The sequence below is a fragment of the Pseudomonas sp. TE36184 genome (assembly GCF_054060055.1).
In genome coordinates this window covers 973,024-989,009 of record NZ_JBSSCU010000001.1, presented here as the reverse complement: position 1 = coordinate 989,009, position 15,986 = coordinate 973,024, and the positions used below count along the sequence as shown (strand labels likewise).

The window sequence follows — 15,986 nt, the reverse complement described above, 5'->3', positions numbered from 1 at the left end:
TTATCCTTGTTGCATGCGGTGCAGGCGTGAGTAATGTCCTGCCTGATGTGCCAACAATTCAGCATGGGATCCCTGCTCGACAATTTGTCCGCGGTCCACCACCAGAATGCGGTGGGCGTCACGCACTGCGGACAGCCGATGCGCAATGATGATGACGGTGCGACCAGCGCAAATGCTTTGCATGTTCTGCTGAATGACGCGCTCCGACTCATAGTCCAACGCGCTGGTGGCTTCGTCGAAAATCAGGATGCGCGGGTTGCCGATCAACGCGCGAGCGATGGCGATTCGTTGACGCTGGCCGCCAGACAAGGAGGCCCCGTGCTCCCCGACCACGGTGTCGTAGCCTTCAGGCAGTTCCAGGATGAACTCGTGGGCGCCGGCCATCTGTGCGGCCTGCATGACCGACTCCAACGCGATACCGGGGTCTGTGAGTGCGATGTTTTCCCGAATGCTGCGGTTGAACAGCATGTTGTCCTGGAGCACCACACCAATCTGCCTGCGCAACGACGACACATCGGCCAACGCCAGATCCATGCCGTCGACCAGTACTCGCCCACGTTCCGGAACATACAAGCGCTGGAGTAAACGCGTCAGCGTGCTCTTTCCAGAACCCGAACGCCCCACCACGCCAATGACTTGCCCTGCCTCGATCTGCACGCTGATACCGCGCAAGACTTCAGAGCCATCCACCCGATACCGGAAATGCACTTGGTCAAATTCAATATGACCTTTCAACGGTGGTAGCGCACTGCGCGCCGCCTGAGCCATTTCCGTGCGCGAGTTCAGAATATCCCCCAGGCGCTGCACAGAAACGCCGGTCTGCTGAAAGCTGGTCCAGAGCTGCGCCAGACGCATAATCGGTTGGGAGACCCTGCCGGCCATCATGTTGAACGCTATCAGTGCGCCCACCGTCAATTGACCGTCAATCACCAGTCGTGCGCCCATCCAAAGCGTCGCCACCGTGACCAGTTTCCCAATAAAGGACACGCTTTCGTTGGCAATCGCCGAAAGGTTTTGGGTCTTGAAACCTGCGGCGACGTAGCCTGCAATCTGGTCTTCCCATTTGCGGACGACCTGAGGTTCAACCGCCATGGATTTCACCGTATCGATGCCATTCACGGTCTCTACCAGAAATGCCTGGTTTTCCGCACCGCGTGCAAAGCTATCCTGCAAACGCGCACGCAGGATGGGTGTAACGATCAGCGATACCAAGAAATACAAGGGCAGCGACAACAGGACAATCAAGGTCAGCCACGCGCTGTAGTAGAACATCACCGCGATAAACACCACTGAGAACAGCACATCGAGCACCACAGTAATGGCGTTGCCGGTGAGGAAGCTGCGGATGTTTTCGAGCTCCCGCACCCTGGCAACGGAGTCCCCAACCCGCCGAGCTTGAAAGTACGCCAAGGGCAGATTGACCAAATGACGGAACAGCCGCGAACCCAGCTCGACATCAATGCGGCTGGCGGTGTGGGCAAACAGGTAAGTGCGCAGGCCACTCAAGGCCGACTCGAAAATCATGATGCCCAGTAATCCGGTGGCAACCACGTCCAGAGTCGTAAGCCCGTTATGGACCAATACCTTGTCCATCACCACCTGGAAAAACAGTGGCGTCAGCAGCGCAAACACTTGCAGTACGAACGACACCAACAGCACTTCACCGAGCAACTTGCGGTACTTGATGATGGCTGGAATAAACCAAGTGAAATCAAACCGAGAAGGTTGATTGGACGACCCCGTTTCGGATCGCAGGAGAATCAACTCGCCGGTCCATCGTAACTGCAACGTTTCATAGTCGATGACTTCGGCACGCGCCTGACGGGGATCGTGAATCAGCGCCTTTCCCTGGTCGACCCTGGCAATGATAAAGAAGGTGCCATCAAGGTCTGTCGCAATCGCCGGAAGTGGGGTTTGGTCGAGGCGCCCCGTCGTCGTGTGGATAGCCTTGGCCTTGAGGCCCGACTTCATCGCCGCCAATAGCAATTCCTGTTTTGCACAAGAGCGACCTTCGGGGCCAAATTCGTGAGCCAACTGCTCGGCACTCACCGCAATGTCATGCAGGCGAGCCAGCACCACCAAACAGGCCAGCCCCGTGTCTACAGGTAATTCCGTATGTGAGCCTTGTTCGCTCATAGCGCATCCATGCCAGTTCAAAAGTGTTCAATCAAAAAGTGCAGCACACACTTACGCCAGATTCATGGTGGTTGTGTGACAGTGGGGTCTTGTGGAAGCTTGAAGTGTGCACCTTGATTAACGCTGATTTCGTGCATCCACCGGCAGAAAGTCTCTATCGGCGTCGTAGTTTTTAGTCAGGTACATAGCCAGGCTGGAGAGATCGGCTGGACTCAGCGTCCCGACGGCCTGTTTGAGTTTCAACGTGTTGATGATGTAGTCGTAGCGTGCATTGTTGTAATCCCTGACTGCGTTGTAGAGCTGACGCTGGGCATTGAGCACGTCGGCCGTATTGCGTGAGCCCAGTTCACGCCCAACCTGGTTGGCTTTAACAGACGCCTGGCTGGACAGGATGGTCTGGCGCCTCGCGATCACTTGCTCGGTATCGGAGTTGACGGCGCGGTGCAAATTACGCACGTTCTGCACGACTTCGCGACGTTGGTCTTCGCGCTCATCCTCGCTCTGTGCCAAACGCTCGGTGGCTTCACGCACCTGGGAACGCGTAGAACCGCCCGAGTACAGCGGAATATTCAACTCAAGCCCCACACTGCGTTGCGCGACGTCGCCGTAATAGCCGGAACGCCCAAAATCCGTGGGATTGCTGTAGCCGAAATTGTCGTTATCGCCCTTGCGATAGGAGACCACCGCATCCAGCGTCGGCGCAAAACCCGCCTTGCGTTGGCTACGCGTATGCTCGGCGGCGGCGACGGCATAGTTGCTCGCCAACAACGCAAGATTTTGTTGCACAGCCCGGCTGACCCACACATTTGAGTCATTGGGCTGAGGCGTTTCTATGGGAAGTTGATGCGCAATCGCCTCAATGGACGAATAGCGCTGTTTCGTCAGTCGAGAAAGCCCCTCGAAGGCATCCTCCACTTTTCGCTCAGCCAGCTTGCGATTAGCGGTGGCCGTGTCGAAGGCAGCCTGCGCATCCAGTAAATCGGTAATGCTTGAAGCGCCATTGTCCAAACGAGCCTGCGCTTGCTGCTGCTGGCGCAGCAACGCTACCTCTTCAGCCTTGGATGCGGCCAATAAGTCCTGCGCGCGCAGCGTTTCAAAGTAAGCCTGCGCAGCGCTTAACATCAATTCCTGCTCTTTTGCCGACAGCTCCAGTTCTGCCTGAGCGGTACTTGCCCGCGATGCTTCAAGCGCAAACCAGCGATCAAGCCGGAACACCGGTTGATTTAAATTGGCTTGGAATACTTTTTGATTACGGGTACGCGTCAACGAAGGTTGGTCGCGTTCCAGTCGCACCGCTTCCACCGACCCGCCAGCGCTGAGGGTGGGAAGTAACCCCGCTCGCGCTTGAGGGATAGCCTCACGTTGTGCACCAAACGCGTGTCGGGCGGCGGAAAGCTTTGCATCGTTAATGACTGCTTGCTGGTAAACACTCATCAGGTCTGCGCGCCGAAGCTGATCCTCGGCCAGTACTGGATTGAAAACGCCCAATACACAGGCAATCACACAGCAAATCCTTGTGCAGTTACTCATGACAATCCATTTTCAAAACGATGCCTCTCGGCATTCGTGGGCCTACAGGTATCGCAAATCGGCAAGGATTGTAGAGCGTTAATTGTTACCGTTTGGAGTTTGCATGCATCCGCGAATTGCCAAGAATCACTTGCCGTTGATCTATAGGGCACATCCAAAAAAACGCAAGCGGCCGGGGGAAGGCCCGTAAACCATCGTGCATCCTAAATCGGATGCTCACGATGTGAGTGAGTAAGCCATTTGCGGCGCTCGACATCACAAATTGATTCGGGGTAATCGTCACCGATTGAGGTACTAGATTCTTAATGCGGCATAACCTGCACCTTACGCCAAATGGTTTGAATCGGTCCTTATTCCGTAGACGCTTTCAAAGGACCGCTTCTGGCCGATTTCGGCCTTTTTGCGAGAGGTAGAAAACGCCGCAAAAAGGCTTAGTATTCGCTTGTTGAAACCCCCTCCTGGCTCTGGCCTTAAGGCGATAGGAAAAATGCAAAACGTCACATCCTCAATCTGGTGCATCGCCCCCGAGTTGGGTACTCCTGAATCACCCGCGATACTGGCGGAGTCAGCTAGCCTCTGGGTGGCATACTTCCGGCCAGGAAACGAAACGCTTGCCGTCGTGAGGTTTACGGGGCTTATAGACCATCGTCTGGCCCCCATCAATGATCAAGGCTTGGGGCGCCATCGCTACGTGGCGAGCGGCTTGCAGCCGTACTCTTTCAACGAACTGACAGGTACTGAGGAAACGAACTACTGGCGGACATTGGGCGCGAGGCATTGGGTGGTTACGTTCCAGGATACAACCTTGGATGTCATTGCGCGTGGCGGCGAGGTCGTATCCTCTGAGTTAACAGAAGCATCACCACTCGAAGCTTTGATTTCGCAATTGCCGAAAAGCAGTCACTGCGAACGGTGACGTTTATCAGCTCGAAAATAACCGCTTCTGGCCGAGTCGGTGTAAAAACGTTTTCGAACGCGACAGGTACTCAAAACCGGACTAAGGATCGCGCATCTGAGCGAAATCCACATCTCTGACGTGCCGATAAATTTCAGATTTGACGTAGACGCACGCACTTCAATTTTGACGAAGCGTTTTTACACACTCTGGGCCGTTAGTGGACGCTTAGGCTCCTCAGCCTTGATCACAATCGCACGTCCCATCGAAGAGATCTCTGCCGATAACGGCGCCTCAAATTTGCCGATAAAAAGGTAGGGTTGCGGAAGCGATGACCAAATCGCAGGCAATAAAAAACCCCGTAGACGTTAATCTACGGGGTTTCTAAGAGTGGAGGCCGAGGTCGGAATCGAACCGGCGTAGGCGGATTTGCAATCCGCTGCATAACCATTTTGCTACTCGGCCTCAAACGATCAGTACCCTGGTTGCTGGCACTCACCGCATACAAACTTGAGTGGGCTATGTAAAGCGTGCCTCTACTCTAACTCATTGAATACATTGAAGTTTTTAATGCTTTATTGCGTTCGATGGGCGCCATTATGTACTCATTTGCTTTTGCCTGCAACCCCTTGATTTCAAAAAATATTCTGCCCTGGCATCAAGGGGTTGCGTGCGCGCCCTACTCTTTGATGACCTGCGATTGGTACTGCGGATCGGCCTTGATCTGCGCTTCGCTGAAGGGCAGCGGGCGGAGGTTTTTTTCGGAGAATGCGTGTGTCTGGTCCTTTGCGTATTTCGATGCAGGGTTGCTGGACAGGGAGAATGTCAGTAAGCCTTGGGCGCGGGGGCCGTTGGCGTCGAAGGTGACGATTTGCAGGTAGCTGCTGCCGCTGACCACTTCGCGTTTGCCATCGGCGCGGGGCACGGTTTGCATGGCGTTGTAGATGCCAAGCTGTTGCGGGCCGCCGTGGATTGGGGTCTGGCCGGAGACTTGTAGGTCGCCCCAGCGGCTGTTGGCGGTGAGCCCGAGTTGGCCGGCCTCGACGGTCGAGGCCAGCATGGCTTCGCGCAGGGCCTTGGCGACGGGCGCTCGCTCGATGGCCAGGCCACGTGGGGTGGTGAGGGGTTGGGCCGGGTCGAAGGCGACACGCCAGGCGTCAGGGCTGTGCTGCAGGTGTTGCATCAGGTTGATGAAATGCACCAGGCCCAGGCCGCTGTCGAGGTTGGCGCGCTGGTCCCAGGTTTGCAGGCTGGCGCACAGCGGTTGCAGCGTGGCGGTGTCGGCGCCGAGGTGCTTGGCGCAGAATTCGAGCAAATCGGGCATCACCTGGCTGGCGAGGTAGACCTGGTTGTCCATCACCATGTTTTGCAGGTCGGCAACGCTGATCGGCCGGTTGTCCAGCGACTGCAGGCGTTGCACGGCGAAACGTGCGCGGGGGCCGAGGCCAGTGTTGTCCTGGCTGATGACCGGGGAAAAACCGGTGAGGGGCGCCTTGGGGTTGACCATCCAGGCCGAATCGTTGGAATGCTGCACGTAGTCGGTACGTTCCAGTTGCGGCAATTGGTCGGCCGCGAAGATCCCGGCTTGGGCAGCGCGTGGGTCGACGTCCCAGGCGCAGGCGCTGCGGGCACCGTCGAGCACGATCAATTGCAGGCCGGCCCGTGGGTCACTGCATTGCGCGAGTTTGGCCGCGTTGACGTTGGGCACCACCGACAGGTTCATGAACAGGCTCTGCCCCTGGTCATCCGCAGCCAGGGTATTGACCCACGGGATGCCTTGCAGGGTGTGTACCGCGGTTTGCAGCTCCTTGACGCTGCCGGCGCGATTCATCGCGTACCACTGTTGCAGCACGCGGTCGTTGCCCAGGTTGGCATCGCGCAGGCTGAAGGCGTAACGGTTGTCCCAATCAAGCTTGCCAGGCCATTGCACCACCGGGCCGAATTGCGAACGGTAGACGGTATGCGCCTGCTCTTTGAGGCTGCCATCGGCTTGTTTGACCTGCACCGTCAGCGTGGTTTTATCCAGCGGGATGGATTTACCGTCCAGCAGGTAGCGCGTGGCATCCTTGGGATCGAGGGTCAGGCGATACACGGTGAAATGCTTGGACGTGTCGACGGTATGGGTCCAGGCCACATGCTGGTTAAAGCCGATATTCACCAGCGGCAAGCCCGGCAGTGCAGCGCCCATCACATCCAGCTGGCCAGGGATGGTCAGGTGCATCTCATAAAAGCGCATGCCGCCGATCCAGGGGAAATGCGGATTGGCCAGCAGCATGCCACGCCCGTTGAATGAGCGGTCACGGCCCACGGCGACGGCGTTGCTGCCTCGGTCCAGAGTGAAACGCTGTTGATGCGCAGCGGCCAGCTCAAAGGCCTTGGCGTCGCCCTGCCGATGGGTGGTGGTGTTGGGCGGCGTCGCGCCGACAAGGGCTTCGGCGAATTGGCCGACGCCGCCTTCCACCAGCAGCCTGCGCGTCAGCTTGATCACATCCTGCGGCGTGATCGGCCGTACCCACGCCGCCTGGCACTGGGCCGGAGCGCCCTGCTCTGTCAGATAACGGTTGTAGCCGGCGACGTACCCTTCGATACGCTGCTGGATCGGTGGGCTCTGCGCCGCCCAGAACGAGGCCACCGCCTCTGGCGTATTCAGCCAGGCAAAGAACACATCGCTGGTAACGTTGTTGCGCTCCTCCAGGGTCGATTGTTCAGGGCCAAAGAACCTGGCGCGCTCTCCGCTCACCGTAACCACCTCGTTGGCCAGCAGGCACAGGTTGTCCTGGGCATAGGCGTAACCGATGCCGAAGCCCAGGCCGCGCTCATCACTGGCGCGGATATGGGGCACACCGAAACTGGTGCGTCGGATGTCCGCCGCCTGCACCACCGCCTCGCGCGCGGATGCGGCCAGGCTCACACCCAGCAACAGCGCCGTCACACACACCCGGGACAACCCGTTACAAATAATCACGCAGACCCCACCGTCAGATTAAACCGCCTCACAGGGCAATCACCCCAACGTAAGAACGCAAAAGCCCGCGAATAATTTAGGTACGAATGCGGCCGCGTCATTTTCTGCGCTACGAGGGTGACCAGTCCAAGTGCCGATGGCCTCCGTTACACATACTGACAACCCGCACCGCCCGCAAGCGGAACACAAGCACCTGCTTTCAACACCCAAACGAGCGCCTTCATACAAAGGCGTTCGTCGGCAAGGACTGCCTCACCGTGTGAAAGAAGGTATTCAGCATGACATCCGTCACCCTAACCTCCGGCTCGTCCCAGCAACCTGTTTACCCGCTGCTGCCCACGGCTTTAGCGACCGACGACATGGCTCCGGTCGCAGACCCGCCTACAGAGCAAGAAGTCGACAGCAATGACAACCACCAGGCCCTCAAAACCGCATTGGCGCACAGGCGCAACCTGCAAACGCTCGCCCGCCAACTCAAGCAGGCCGCCCAGTCACTGGCACCGCAAGCCAGCGCCGAAGCAGTGCTGCGCGCACTGCAAGAAACCCTGATGGACATCGATCCAGACTCGGCGCTTCAGCGTCAATCGCCGCAGAAAATCAGCCTTGAGCGCTTCATCACACACCACGGCACGTACATTCCGGCCACGCGTGAAGACCTTTTCGACATGGCCGACGCACTGATCAATCATTCGTTGTCGCACCCATTGGGCAACTTGGGCGGCGGGCTCAGTTGGGCATTGCCGCTGAGCGTGGAACACCAGCGCGTGGTGCGCGACGTCGTTGCCGACAACACCGAGAAACTGCCGGGCCTGCCCCTTTTCGACCCTCGGCGCGGAGCATTGGGGTATCTGCTGGAAGGTAATCCGCTATCCGGTACCGAGCTACAGGACCCGGCCAAGGCGTTGGAGAAACTCCTCGATACCCCCAAGGCGCAGGAGCTGGGCCAGGCGATACAGGCCAAAGTCGGCGGCATCGCGACCGATACCAGCGCAAACGACTATGTACTGAGCGCGATCCACTTGGGGCTGGACCCCGAATCCATCGAACAGCCTGGCAGAAATACCGTCGCGGGCTTCAACCTCGCTGCCGACAGTCACTGGGGCATGTCGCCAGCCAGTGTGATCAGCGCACTGGCCAAACACCTGAGCGACAGCGGCAAGACTTCCCTCGCTAGCGCGGATCTCGGCGCCAGGTTGCTGCTGGCACGGGTGGCGCCGCAATATCTGGTCAAGGATATTCCCGCCACGGTGGTGTACGGCAGCCAGGCATGGGCCAACTTGTGCATCGCCGTGGCTGCGATTGAAGCCCAGGCACCCGGCAAGGCAATGCACATGGATTTTGCCGAGGTCATGCGCCATGCCGACTCAATAGCACCGGCGGGTGAAGCGGCGCAGAAGGCCGCCTTGATCGATTGGGGCGTGGTGAACGGTTTTCTCTACGCCAAAGATGATGCGGCGTACAACAACGCAGAAATCGAGTACACCCGCGAAGCCTTCAATACCCAACACAGCGAATTGAGCGCCGCGTCCAAAGAAGTCGGCGCGACACTGCCCAGCCGCAAACAGATGGCGCTGGATCTGCTGAAAGCCACCTTCGGCGAACGCGGTGACTTTGAGGACCGCGTGTTGCACATCAACTATAAATCCAACGACCCCAAGGCCCCGCGCTTCAGCCAAGCCTATTCGATGCTCGACATCACTCAGCAGGGGCTGGAAATCGACGCGCAGAGCTGGCTGGTCAGAGGCGCGCGCGCCGACATCGATCTTGAGGCGTTTGCGCAGTTCACCCGAAGCCCGTCTTTCAATATCCCGCAGGCGTTCGACACGGCATTTACCGACGCGCTGGACACTATCAAACAGGTAAAAAAATACTCACTCATCAGTGCCATTGACCGCCTGCCGTTGGCAGATCGAACGCGCCTCAATTATGGAAAAATCAGTTTTTTCAAGGAAAACGATTACCGCACCAGCTTGATTCCTTTCGCCCAAGACAAGCTCTTCCACACCAGCCCAAAGATCCTCGTACACAGCGAATATCAAAACAGCCATCAGACATACGAATTCGATACCACAACCGGCATCATCTCCAAGGTTGACCAGGGCAGGATCAGCCGGCCCCACCAATACGTGTCGGACGAAGTCAACAAAATCGAAGCGTTTCATCCCAATCGCTCAACCCACAACTACGACGCCGAAGAAAAGGAACCGCAATACCCCACCTTCAACACGTTCCAAAGTCCGCGAACCCACTACATCGCCGACGCACTGATCAAGGCGTTGGGGTTTGATGAGCCTGCCGTCAAGCAATACGCCGCAGGCGAAACCCCGGACGAGGCGCGACGCGAATGGGTGAGTTCAACAACGGACGCATTATTGAACCTGATCCCCCTCCGCTCGGCCATCACCCACTTGCGCAACGGTCACTACAAGGACGGCGCGATTGACCTGGCGCTGGATATATTTGGCTTTGTGACGGCCGGGTTGGGCGCTACCGCAAAGCTCGGCAAGGCAGTGACAAACGCGGGTTCAACCCTGGGTGCCTTGGCGCGTGGCGGCAAAATCCTCGGGGTCACCGCACTCAACGCCTTCAACCCGTTGAGTGGCAGCGTTGACCTGGCGGTGGGTGCGGGCAGACTTGTCACGGATGGCATCAGCGCCAGCGCGCAAGGCATCCGCAAGCTGCGCGGCACGGCCAACGGCCAGTCGCTGGTCATCGCCAGCCAACGTTACGAGGCCGCCGCAACAGGCGTTTTACAGGTGGGTACGCAGCAAGTGGAAGGCTCGGCCATACGCCAACACGGTAAATGGTATGCCTTCGATTCAGACGCCATGCAGCCTTACGGGCCCGCACTCGACGCATTCACCCCTACCCATACGCTGATGCCGCCCTCACCCACTGCCCAACACCCGGGGCGATCGGCTCGTGATCATCGCTTCAACCCGCTGAGCCGACCGTCACGTCCGCCACTCAGTCAACCGCCGGCTGGGCTGCCAGTCGAGCCGGTGCGTAAAATCGACCATTTGCCCGACGCCGAGTACGTGAGCAGCATTCGTGGCCGCCCCATCGAGGGCCATTTCACCCCCAGCAGAAAGCAGGCAACCCATGAGAAATTCGCCCAGGAAATGCGCGATTTTTATACGCACATGGCCGCAAACGGGCTGCCCCCCCGCCCCGAGTTTCCAAACATTCCCGCGCCAAAGAAAACGAGCGATGTGATTGCCGATGCTTTTCGCACGGCGCCTGGCCTGGTATTCGGCGAATCCCACAGCAGCTTGGCGGCTTTCCGAACTTTGTATGACAACGTCGATGTGTTTGTTCAGAACAAGGTAAAAAAGCTATTCGTCGAAGGCCTGGTGTACGACAAAATCATGCGCTGGAAAGACGATGGCATGGGCCGGATCGGGCTCATATACCGCCCTCCCAACCAACGCCCGACCCTGGGCGAACTGTTGAAAAAATTCGAAGACAACGGGATCGAAATCGTACCGCTTGACCATTTTTACCTGACGCGGCACAACGACGAACGCCACCTGTTCGGCGGCCCCATCAAGACACCTGCGCAGGCCAAACGACGACTCGAAGAGTTCAACTACTACGCCACCCGCACCATCGAGCAACACGCAGGCGAGGACAAGTGGGTTGCCCTGGTAGGGCGCCATCATCTCAATACCACCCAGAATGTTCTGGGCCTCTCCGAATTGACCGGCGCCACCGGCATCGCCGTGTATGGAAGAGCCGGACGCGTTAACTACGGCGTTCGCTCGGCGGACCCACGCCCCGGCCCCTCGGGCACCCTCACCCCTGCGGATGACTTGACCGGCGACCTGCAGATTTTCGCCGGCGAAGTGTGGCCGGTGTGACGGGAACAGCAGCCAGAAGACGTCTATCCAGAGCGATTGCAATGTGACAAAGCGGATACCGACAAATTTTCTACATCCGGCACTTCATGATTTGCATCGCTCGTTCGTCTTATTAGGTAACAGCGCCATCATTTTCCTGATCAGGCTCTGATAAGGAGTTTTTTGCATGTACAACTCGCAACTGCCCACGGACGGACATTCACCGACCGCCGAGGCCGCTCATGGCAGAGGCGCCCAAGCGTTCGGCAGCGCACCTGAACAGCACGGCAATCAGCGCATCCGCCATTTGCTCAAGTGTTTTGGTTTGCGCACCAGCCTGATCCGGCTGAAGGTCATCGACGCCCTCCTCACCGCCGCCGACAACCAGCGCACCCTTGGGGTACGCGGGGTACACAGCCATTTGCTGGAGCTGGGCATCCCGTTGTCGTTTCTCAGCGTGCGCGAGGTACTCAAGCGCCTGTGCAGCGAGGGCGTGATCACCCTCAATGCCGACAAAAGCTACAGCCTCCATGAAGAGGCTGCCAAAGTACTCGAAGGCCGCGCCTGACCCACGCAGCTGAATCAGAAGTTGGGCTTGACCTTGCGCCGCATCACACCGTTGATCACGACCACGGTGACCGCCACCGCAATGGCGATGTACTGGAACGTTTTTTCGCTGATAACCCCGGTGTTCTGCAAGTAGGACAGGCCAAACATCGTCCCCAGTACGACCAGGGAAATCAGAATCGAGTATTTCAAACGTTGCTTTTGCGTCATGACGGGTTCCTGAACCTTGAGAATGTATCCACTTTGTATCGCCGAACATGCCAAATACATACCCGCTGGCGGGGATGGAATCGGGTCGGCAGGGTCTCATGTTACAGGCGATGAAAAACTTTGGCTTGCCCGTCGCCTGATTCAATCTATGAGTACCCTAGAGGATTTTGAAATGTTCCGTCGAATCACACTGCTGATTCCCTTGTTGATCATCCTGAGCATGAGCGGCTGCATCATTTTCCCACACGGTGGTGGCTGGCATGACCACCGTTACTACGGTGGCGGCCCGGGTTACTACCACCGCTGATCACACGTGCGTCTCGCTCTCCCTGCGCAGAGCGAGACCGCTCAAGCCGTCGCTTATCCACCTGCCTTCAAAGGGCGCGTTTGGCCCGCCGATCACCGCCGGCACGAAACATTTTGCACCAAGCTTCTCGCCATCCTGCGGAACACTTTCAGCCAACCCACCACGGAATGGGCAGCCCTGATGCGCAATCAGATGCTCACCTCATTGAATGTGAAGGCCCCGCCGATGCTATTTCCTCTCGTTTATTTCGCAGCCACTCATACCCACACGCCACAACCTGCCCCTCGCGATAAACCCTCGCCTTACGATCCCCCATCCGATCTGACGCCAGACGGCAGTAACCGCAGAAAACACCCGCTGCACACTGACGGCGACGTGACAATCAGTCGACTCATTGACTGGGATACATCGACCCCTGAAAAGCCGGAGATTATGAACAATTGGCTTTTAGTGGAAAGCGGTAACCATTCGGACCGTATCCATGTACGCAGTTGGCCCGGCGACAAGCTGCAAATCCTGATCAACGACAAGCCCTATTTTTTCGACATCAAAGAAAAACAGGGCCCGGAGCAGCACCTCTGGATCGAAACCCAAGGGGGCGATGACACGGTAATAATCGACGATGACGTCAAGCTTCGTGTTGACGTTGAAGGGGGCGATGGCAACGACTACATCCGGGCAGGCGGCGGCCGGAGCAGACTCTATGGCGGGAACGGCAAGGACTTCCTGCAACTGGGCAGTGGTCTCGGCTATGCCGAGGGCAATGACGGCGACGACACCATCCTTGGGGGAAGCGGCCATGCCGTGATGTATGGCAATAAGGGCATGGACCTGCTCATTGCCGGCGACGGTCCCGCCACCAAGCAGAGTTATCTGGACGGTGGCGACAACGAAGATGTACTCGTCTCAGGCAGCGGGCATACGGTTTCACATGGCGGCAATGACGATGATCTTCTTATAGGGCGCGACCGTACCACCTTCTATACAGGGAAAGGCCACGACACCATTTTGAATAATCAGCGCAAAGACCGTATCTACGCCAACGCCAGTGATCATTTCGACCGTACCCAAGGCTCGGCTTTCACCGAGGTCAAACCCAGCAACGCCGGCGAGCAGGCGTTCATCGTGAAAGACGGGCACCTGGAGTTCAAACAACGGGTAACCGACGACCTCGAATTCCTGCGCAGTTCGCCGCTAGGCCAACAGACCCTTGCCAAAATGGATGAACTCGCCGTGCTGAACGGCGGCAAAGTCACCATCGAACGAGGTGACTCGGGCAACACGTCATACATTTTCTGGAGAACTGATCAGGACGAGCTGACACCTGAGGCATACGAAGCTCTCACCCCATCGGAGCAGGGAATCATCCAAAATGGTGTGGCCGGTTTGGGCGCCAATAGTGCCCACATTTTTTATGACCCCCAGTCTACCCGGGAGCGAGCTGACGGTACCTTTACAGGGTTTCCCGTAAACGGCCTCTTTCACGAGATTGGGCATGCCTACAATGGCGCCACCGGCACGTTCCTGGCGGGTGAGAGTACCCAACGTCGGGAATCAGGCAGAACGGACGTCGTCCCGCATTTAGAACACCAAGTCGTTGGCCTGCCCAGCGATGCAGAACCTTTTGACCTCGATAACGACCCCGCCACGCCACCAAACACCATTAATCCAAAACCCTTCACTGAGAACGGTCTGCTCGAAGAAATGGGTAAACCGCTTAGGAAAAGTTACCGATTTGATCTCAGTGCTCAGGGGGACGGTCTCTAGTACACCCTTCACACGCCAGCCGGTCAGCCATATCAACAACCTCAGCACCCAGAACGCCACGGCTGCCGAGCAGCAAAGCGCTGTGACCGAGTGGATCAACCGCAGCATGGTCCATATCCGACATATGGTCGAAGAGCGGGTGCAAAGCGGCCATGCCACTGAAACCAATACGCAAAGCCTGCTCAACGCCAATGCCTGGGTGATCGCGCTGATGAGCCGCTTCAAGGTGCAGTGATAAATTAATGAGACACTCCCGTGCAATGCATGGGAGTAGGTCTATCCTGACAGCTCCGGGTGCAGAGTTTCACCACACAGGAGGTGTTCCATGCGCGCTGTCGAGCAGTCGGTCCGCCTGGAGCGGATCAGTCAGGAACGCTTTATCCAAGCGCCTATCGAGGCTGTCTACAACTATGTAACCCAGCCCGATCGCTGGCACGAATGGCACCCGACCTCCCTCAGTGCCGACACCGGCACCACCGGTTCACTCTCCGCCGGCACGCGCTTTACCGAGGTGATCGACCTGCTGGGCGTGCGGGTGCCGATGAGTTACCGCGTGCAGATCGCCCGGCCGCCGGAAGAATTCAAGGCGGTATTCACCTCCCTGGCCGTCGACGGCTCGATTCACTACAGCCTGCACGCCTGTCGTGACGGCACGCTGTTCAAGCGCGTGTTGACCTATGAAACCGAACTGCAACTGGCCGGCTTGCACGAGCGCATGGTGGAGCTGTCCACGGTTGCGCTGGACCAGCTCAAGCAACGCTTGGAAAACCCCGCCTTCGTCGAATGAGCCAACATACCGTCGAGCTTCCGCACGGCCGCGATGCGCCTTAGTCTCGACGGCGAGCCTATCGACCCAACGACCGGACAGCCTGCAAACATCTCCGGCAACATCTTGACAAGGCAAAAGCGTAACCTCTATTGTCTGACAACCTGACTACCAAGGTTTTTTCCATGCTTGAGCTCCAGCGCCCTGACTCGCTCGTTGTACGGGTCGTCAGCGCCATCCGCGCCGAAATCGATTCTGGCCAATTGGCGCCCGAGTCGCGTTTGCCCACTGAACAGCAACTGGCTGAACAACTGAACGTCAGCCGCTCGGTGGTGCGCGAAGCGATTGCCCAACTCAAGGCCGATGGTGTGCTGACAGCCAAGCGTGGCCTGGGCTCATTTATCTCGCAAACCCCTGCGGGTACGGTGTTTCGCTTCCCGGAAAAAAACGGTCGTCGTCCGGACCTGGCGCAGATGTTCGAAGTGCGCCTGTGGATCGAAACCCAGGCCGCCTCGATCGCCGCCCAACGCCGTGATGCCGACGACCTGCAGCGCATGCAGAAGGCGCTGCGGGAAATGCACGACCAGCGCGCCGACTTCGAGGCCGCCGCCCTCGCCGATGTCGAGTTTCATCGCGCCATCGCCGAAGCCAGCAAGAATGACTACTTTGTCGCCTTCCACGACTTTCTGCGCAGCCAGTTGGCCAGTGCGCGCAAAACCGCCTGGGAAAACTCGGCGTCGCGTTTTGCCAGTGGCTCGGCCGACGCCACCCAGGAACACCAGGCGCTTTACCAGGCCATCGCCGACGGGGATGCCCAAGCGGCCGCAGCCAATGCCGAAGCGCACCTGCGCGCAGCGGCCAAACGCCTGCAACTTGAGCTGCCTGCCACGAATTGAATGATCCAAGCTTTGTGCAGCGTGCCTCAGGCACGCCATTTTTTTAACAAAAACATTAGTCTGACAACCTGATAAGCAGACTGAAATGTGCAGCCCTTAGGTACTCCA

At 58.0% G+C, this 15,986-nt stretch carries 11 protein-coding genes, 1 tRNA gene and 1 pseudogene; 8 read left to right on the top strand and 5 right to left on the bottom strand.

Translation table 11 applies throughout. The features are described from left to right. Both ACVWZP_RS04430 and ACVWZP_RS04425 read right to left on the bottom strand, forming a co-directional pair. Positions 1–2,136, bottom strand: coding sequence for a type I secretion system permease/ATPase (locus ACVWZP_RS04430; protein WP_372812627.1), 2,136 nt, complete (start codon positions 2,134–2,136; stop codon positions 1–3). 117 nt (positions 2,137–2,253) lie between these two features. Beyond that, entirely contained in the window at positions 2,254–3,666 is a 1,413-nt protein-coding gene (locus ACVWZP_RS04425) for a TolC family outer membrane protein (protein WP_324739597.1), read from the bottom strand. Between the two features lie 487 nt (positions 3,667–4,153). Between ACVWZP_RS04425 and ACVWZP_RS04420 the strand changes: the two genes are divergently transcribed. After that, the gene (locus ACVWZP_RS04420; RefSeq protein ID WP_017846375.1) at positions 4,154–4,582 is read left to right on the top strand and encodes a hypothetical protein; all 429 of its coding nucleotides are present in this window, start codon (positions 4,154–4,156) and stop codon (positions 4,580–4,582) included. Between the two features lie 370 nt (positions 4,583–4,952). Here ACVWZP_RS04420 and ACVWZP_RS04415 read toward each other — a convergent pair. Both ACVWZP_RS04415 and pvdQ read right to left on the bottom strand, forming a co-directional pair. Further along, positions 4,953–5,026: transfer RNA gene (locus tag ACVWZP_RS04415), tRNA-Cys, on the bottom strand. A 214-nt stretch (positions 5,027–5,240) separates the two neighbouring features. Continuing rightward, positions 5,241–7,526, bottom strand: coding sequence for a bifunctional acylase PvdQ (gene pvdQ, locus ACVWZP_RS04410; RefSeq protein WP_457369426.1), 2,286 nt, complete (start codon positions 7,524–7,526; stop codon positions 5,241–5,243). Positions 7,527–7,804: 278 nt separating this feature from the next. Here pvdQ and ACVWZP_RS04405 point away from each other — a divergent pair, with 278 nt between their 5' ends. Both ACVWZP_RS04405 and ACVWZP_RS04400 read left to right on the top strand, forming a co-directional pair. Next, positions 7,805–11,386 (top strand): membrane-targeted effector domain-containing toxin, encoded by a 3,582-nt coding sequence (locus tag ACVWZP_RS04405; RefSeq protein WP_457369425.1) that lies wholly within the window; start codon positions 7,805–7,807, stop codon positions 11,384–11,386. A gap of 166 nt (positions 11,387–11,552) precedes the next feature. Then, positions 11,553–11,933, top strand: a complete 381-nt coding sequence (locus ACVWZP_RS04400; RefSeq protein ID WP_017846378.1) for a hypothetical protein — start codon at positions 11,553–11,555, stop codon at positions 11,931–11,933. Positions 11,934–11,947: 14 nt separating this feature from the next. On the opposite strand, the gene ACVWZP_RS04395 is transcribed toward ACVWZP_RS04400, so the two are convergent. Next, positions 11,948–12,142 carry a hypothetical protein gene (locus tag ACVWZP_RS04395; protein WP_017846379.1) on the bottom strand — a complete coding sequence of 65 codons (195 nt, stop codon included), beginning with the start codon at positions 12,140–12,142 and terminating at the stop codon, positions 11,948–11,950. A gap of 172 nt (positions 12,143–12,314) precedes the next feature. Between ACVWZP_RS04395 and ACVWZP_RS04390 the strand changes: the two genes are divergently transcribed. The 5 genes and pseudogenes from ACVWZP_RS04390 to ACVWZP_RS04370 all read left to right on the top strand — a co-directional run bounded on the left by ACVWZP_RS04390 (position 12,315) and on the right by ACVWZP_RS04370 (position 15,878). Beyond that, positions 12,315–12,449 carry a hypothetical protein gene (locus tag ACVWZP_RS04390; protein ID WP_017846380.1) on the top strand — a complete coding sequence of 45 codons (135 nt, stop codon included), beginning with the start codon at positions 12,315–12,317 and terminating at the stop codon, positions 12,447–12,449. Between the two features lie 6 nt (positions 12,450–12,455). Then, positions 12,456–14,216 (top strand): M91 family zinc metallopeptidase, encoded by a 1,761-nt coding sequence (locus ACVWZP_RS04385; protein ID WP_457369424.1) that lies wholly within the window; start codon positions 12,456–12,458, stop codon positions 14,214–14,216. A 22-nt stretch (positions 14,217–14,238) separates the two neighbouring features. Next, a pseudogene (locus tag ACVWZP_RS04380) lies at positions 14,239–14,451 on the top strand (methyl-accepting chemotaxis protein); the annotation flags it as partial. Between the two features lie 90 nt (positions 14,452–14,541). Further along, positions 14,542–15,003, top strand: coding sequence for an SRPBCC family protein (locus tag ACVWZP_RS04375; protein ID WP_017846383.1), 462 nt, complete (start codon positions 14,542–14,544; stop codon positions 15,001–15,003). Between the two features lie 164 nt (positions 15,004–15,167). After that, positions 15,168–15,878, top strand: a complete 711-nt coding sequence (locus ACVWZP_RS04370) for a FadR/GntR family transcriptional regulator (RefSeq protein WP_046383587.1) — start codon at positions 15,168–15,170, stop codon at positions 15,876–15,878. The last annotated feature ends 108 nt before the right edge of the window (positions 15,879–15,986 follow it).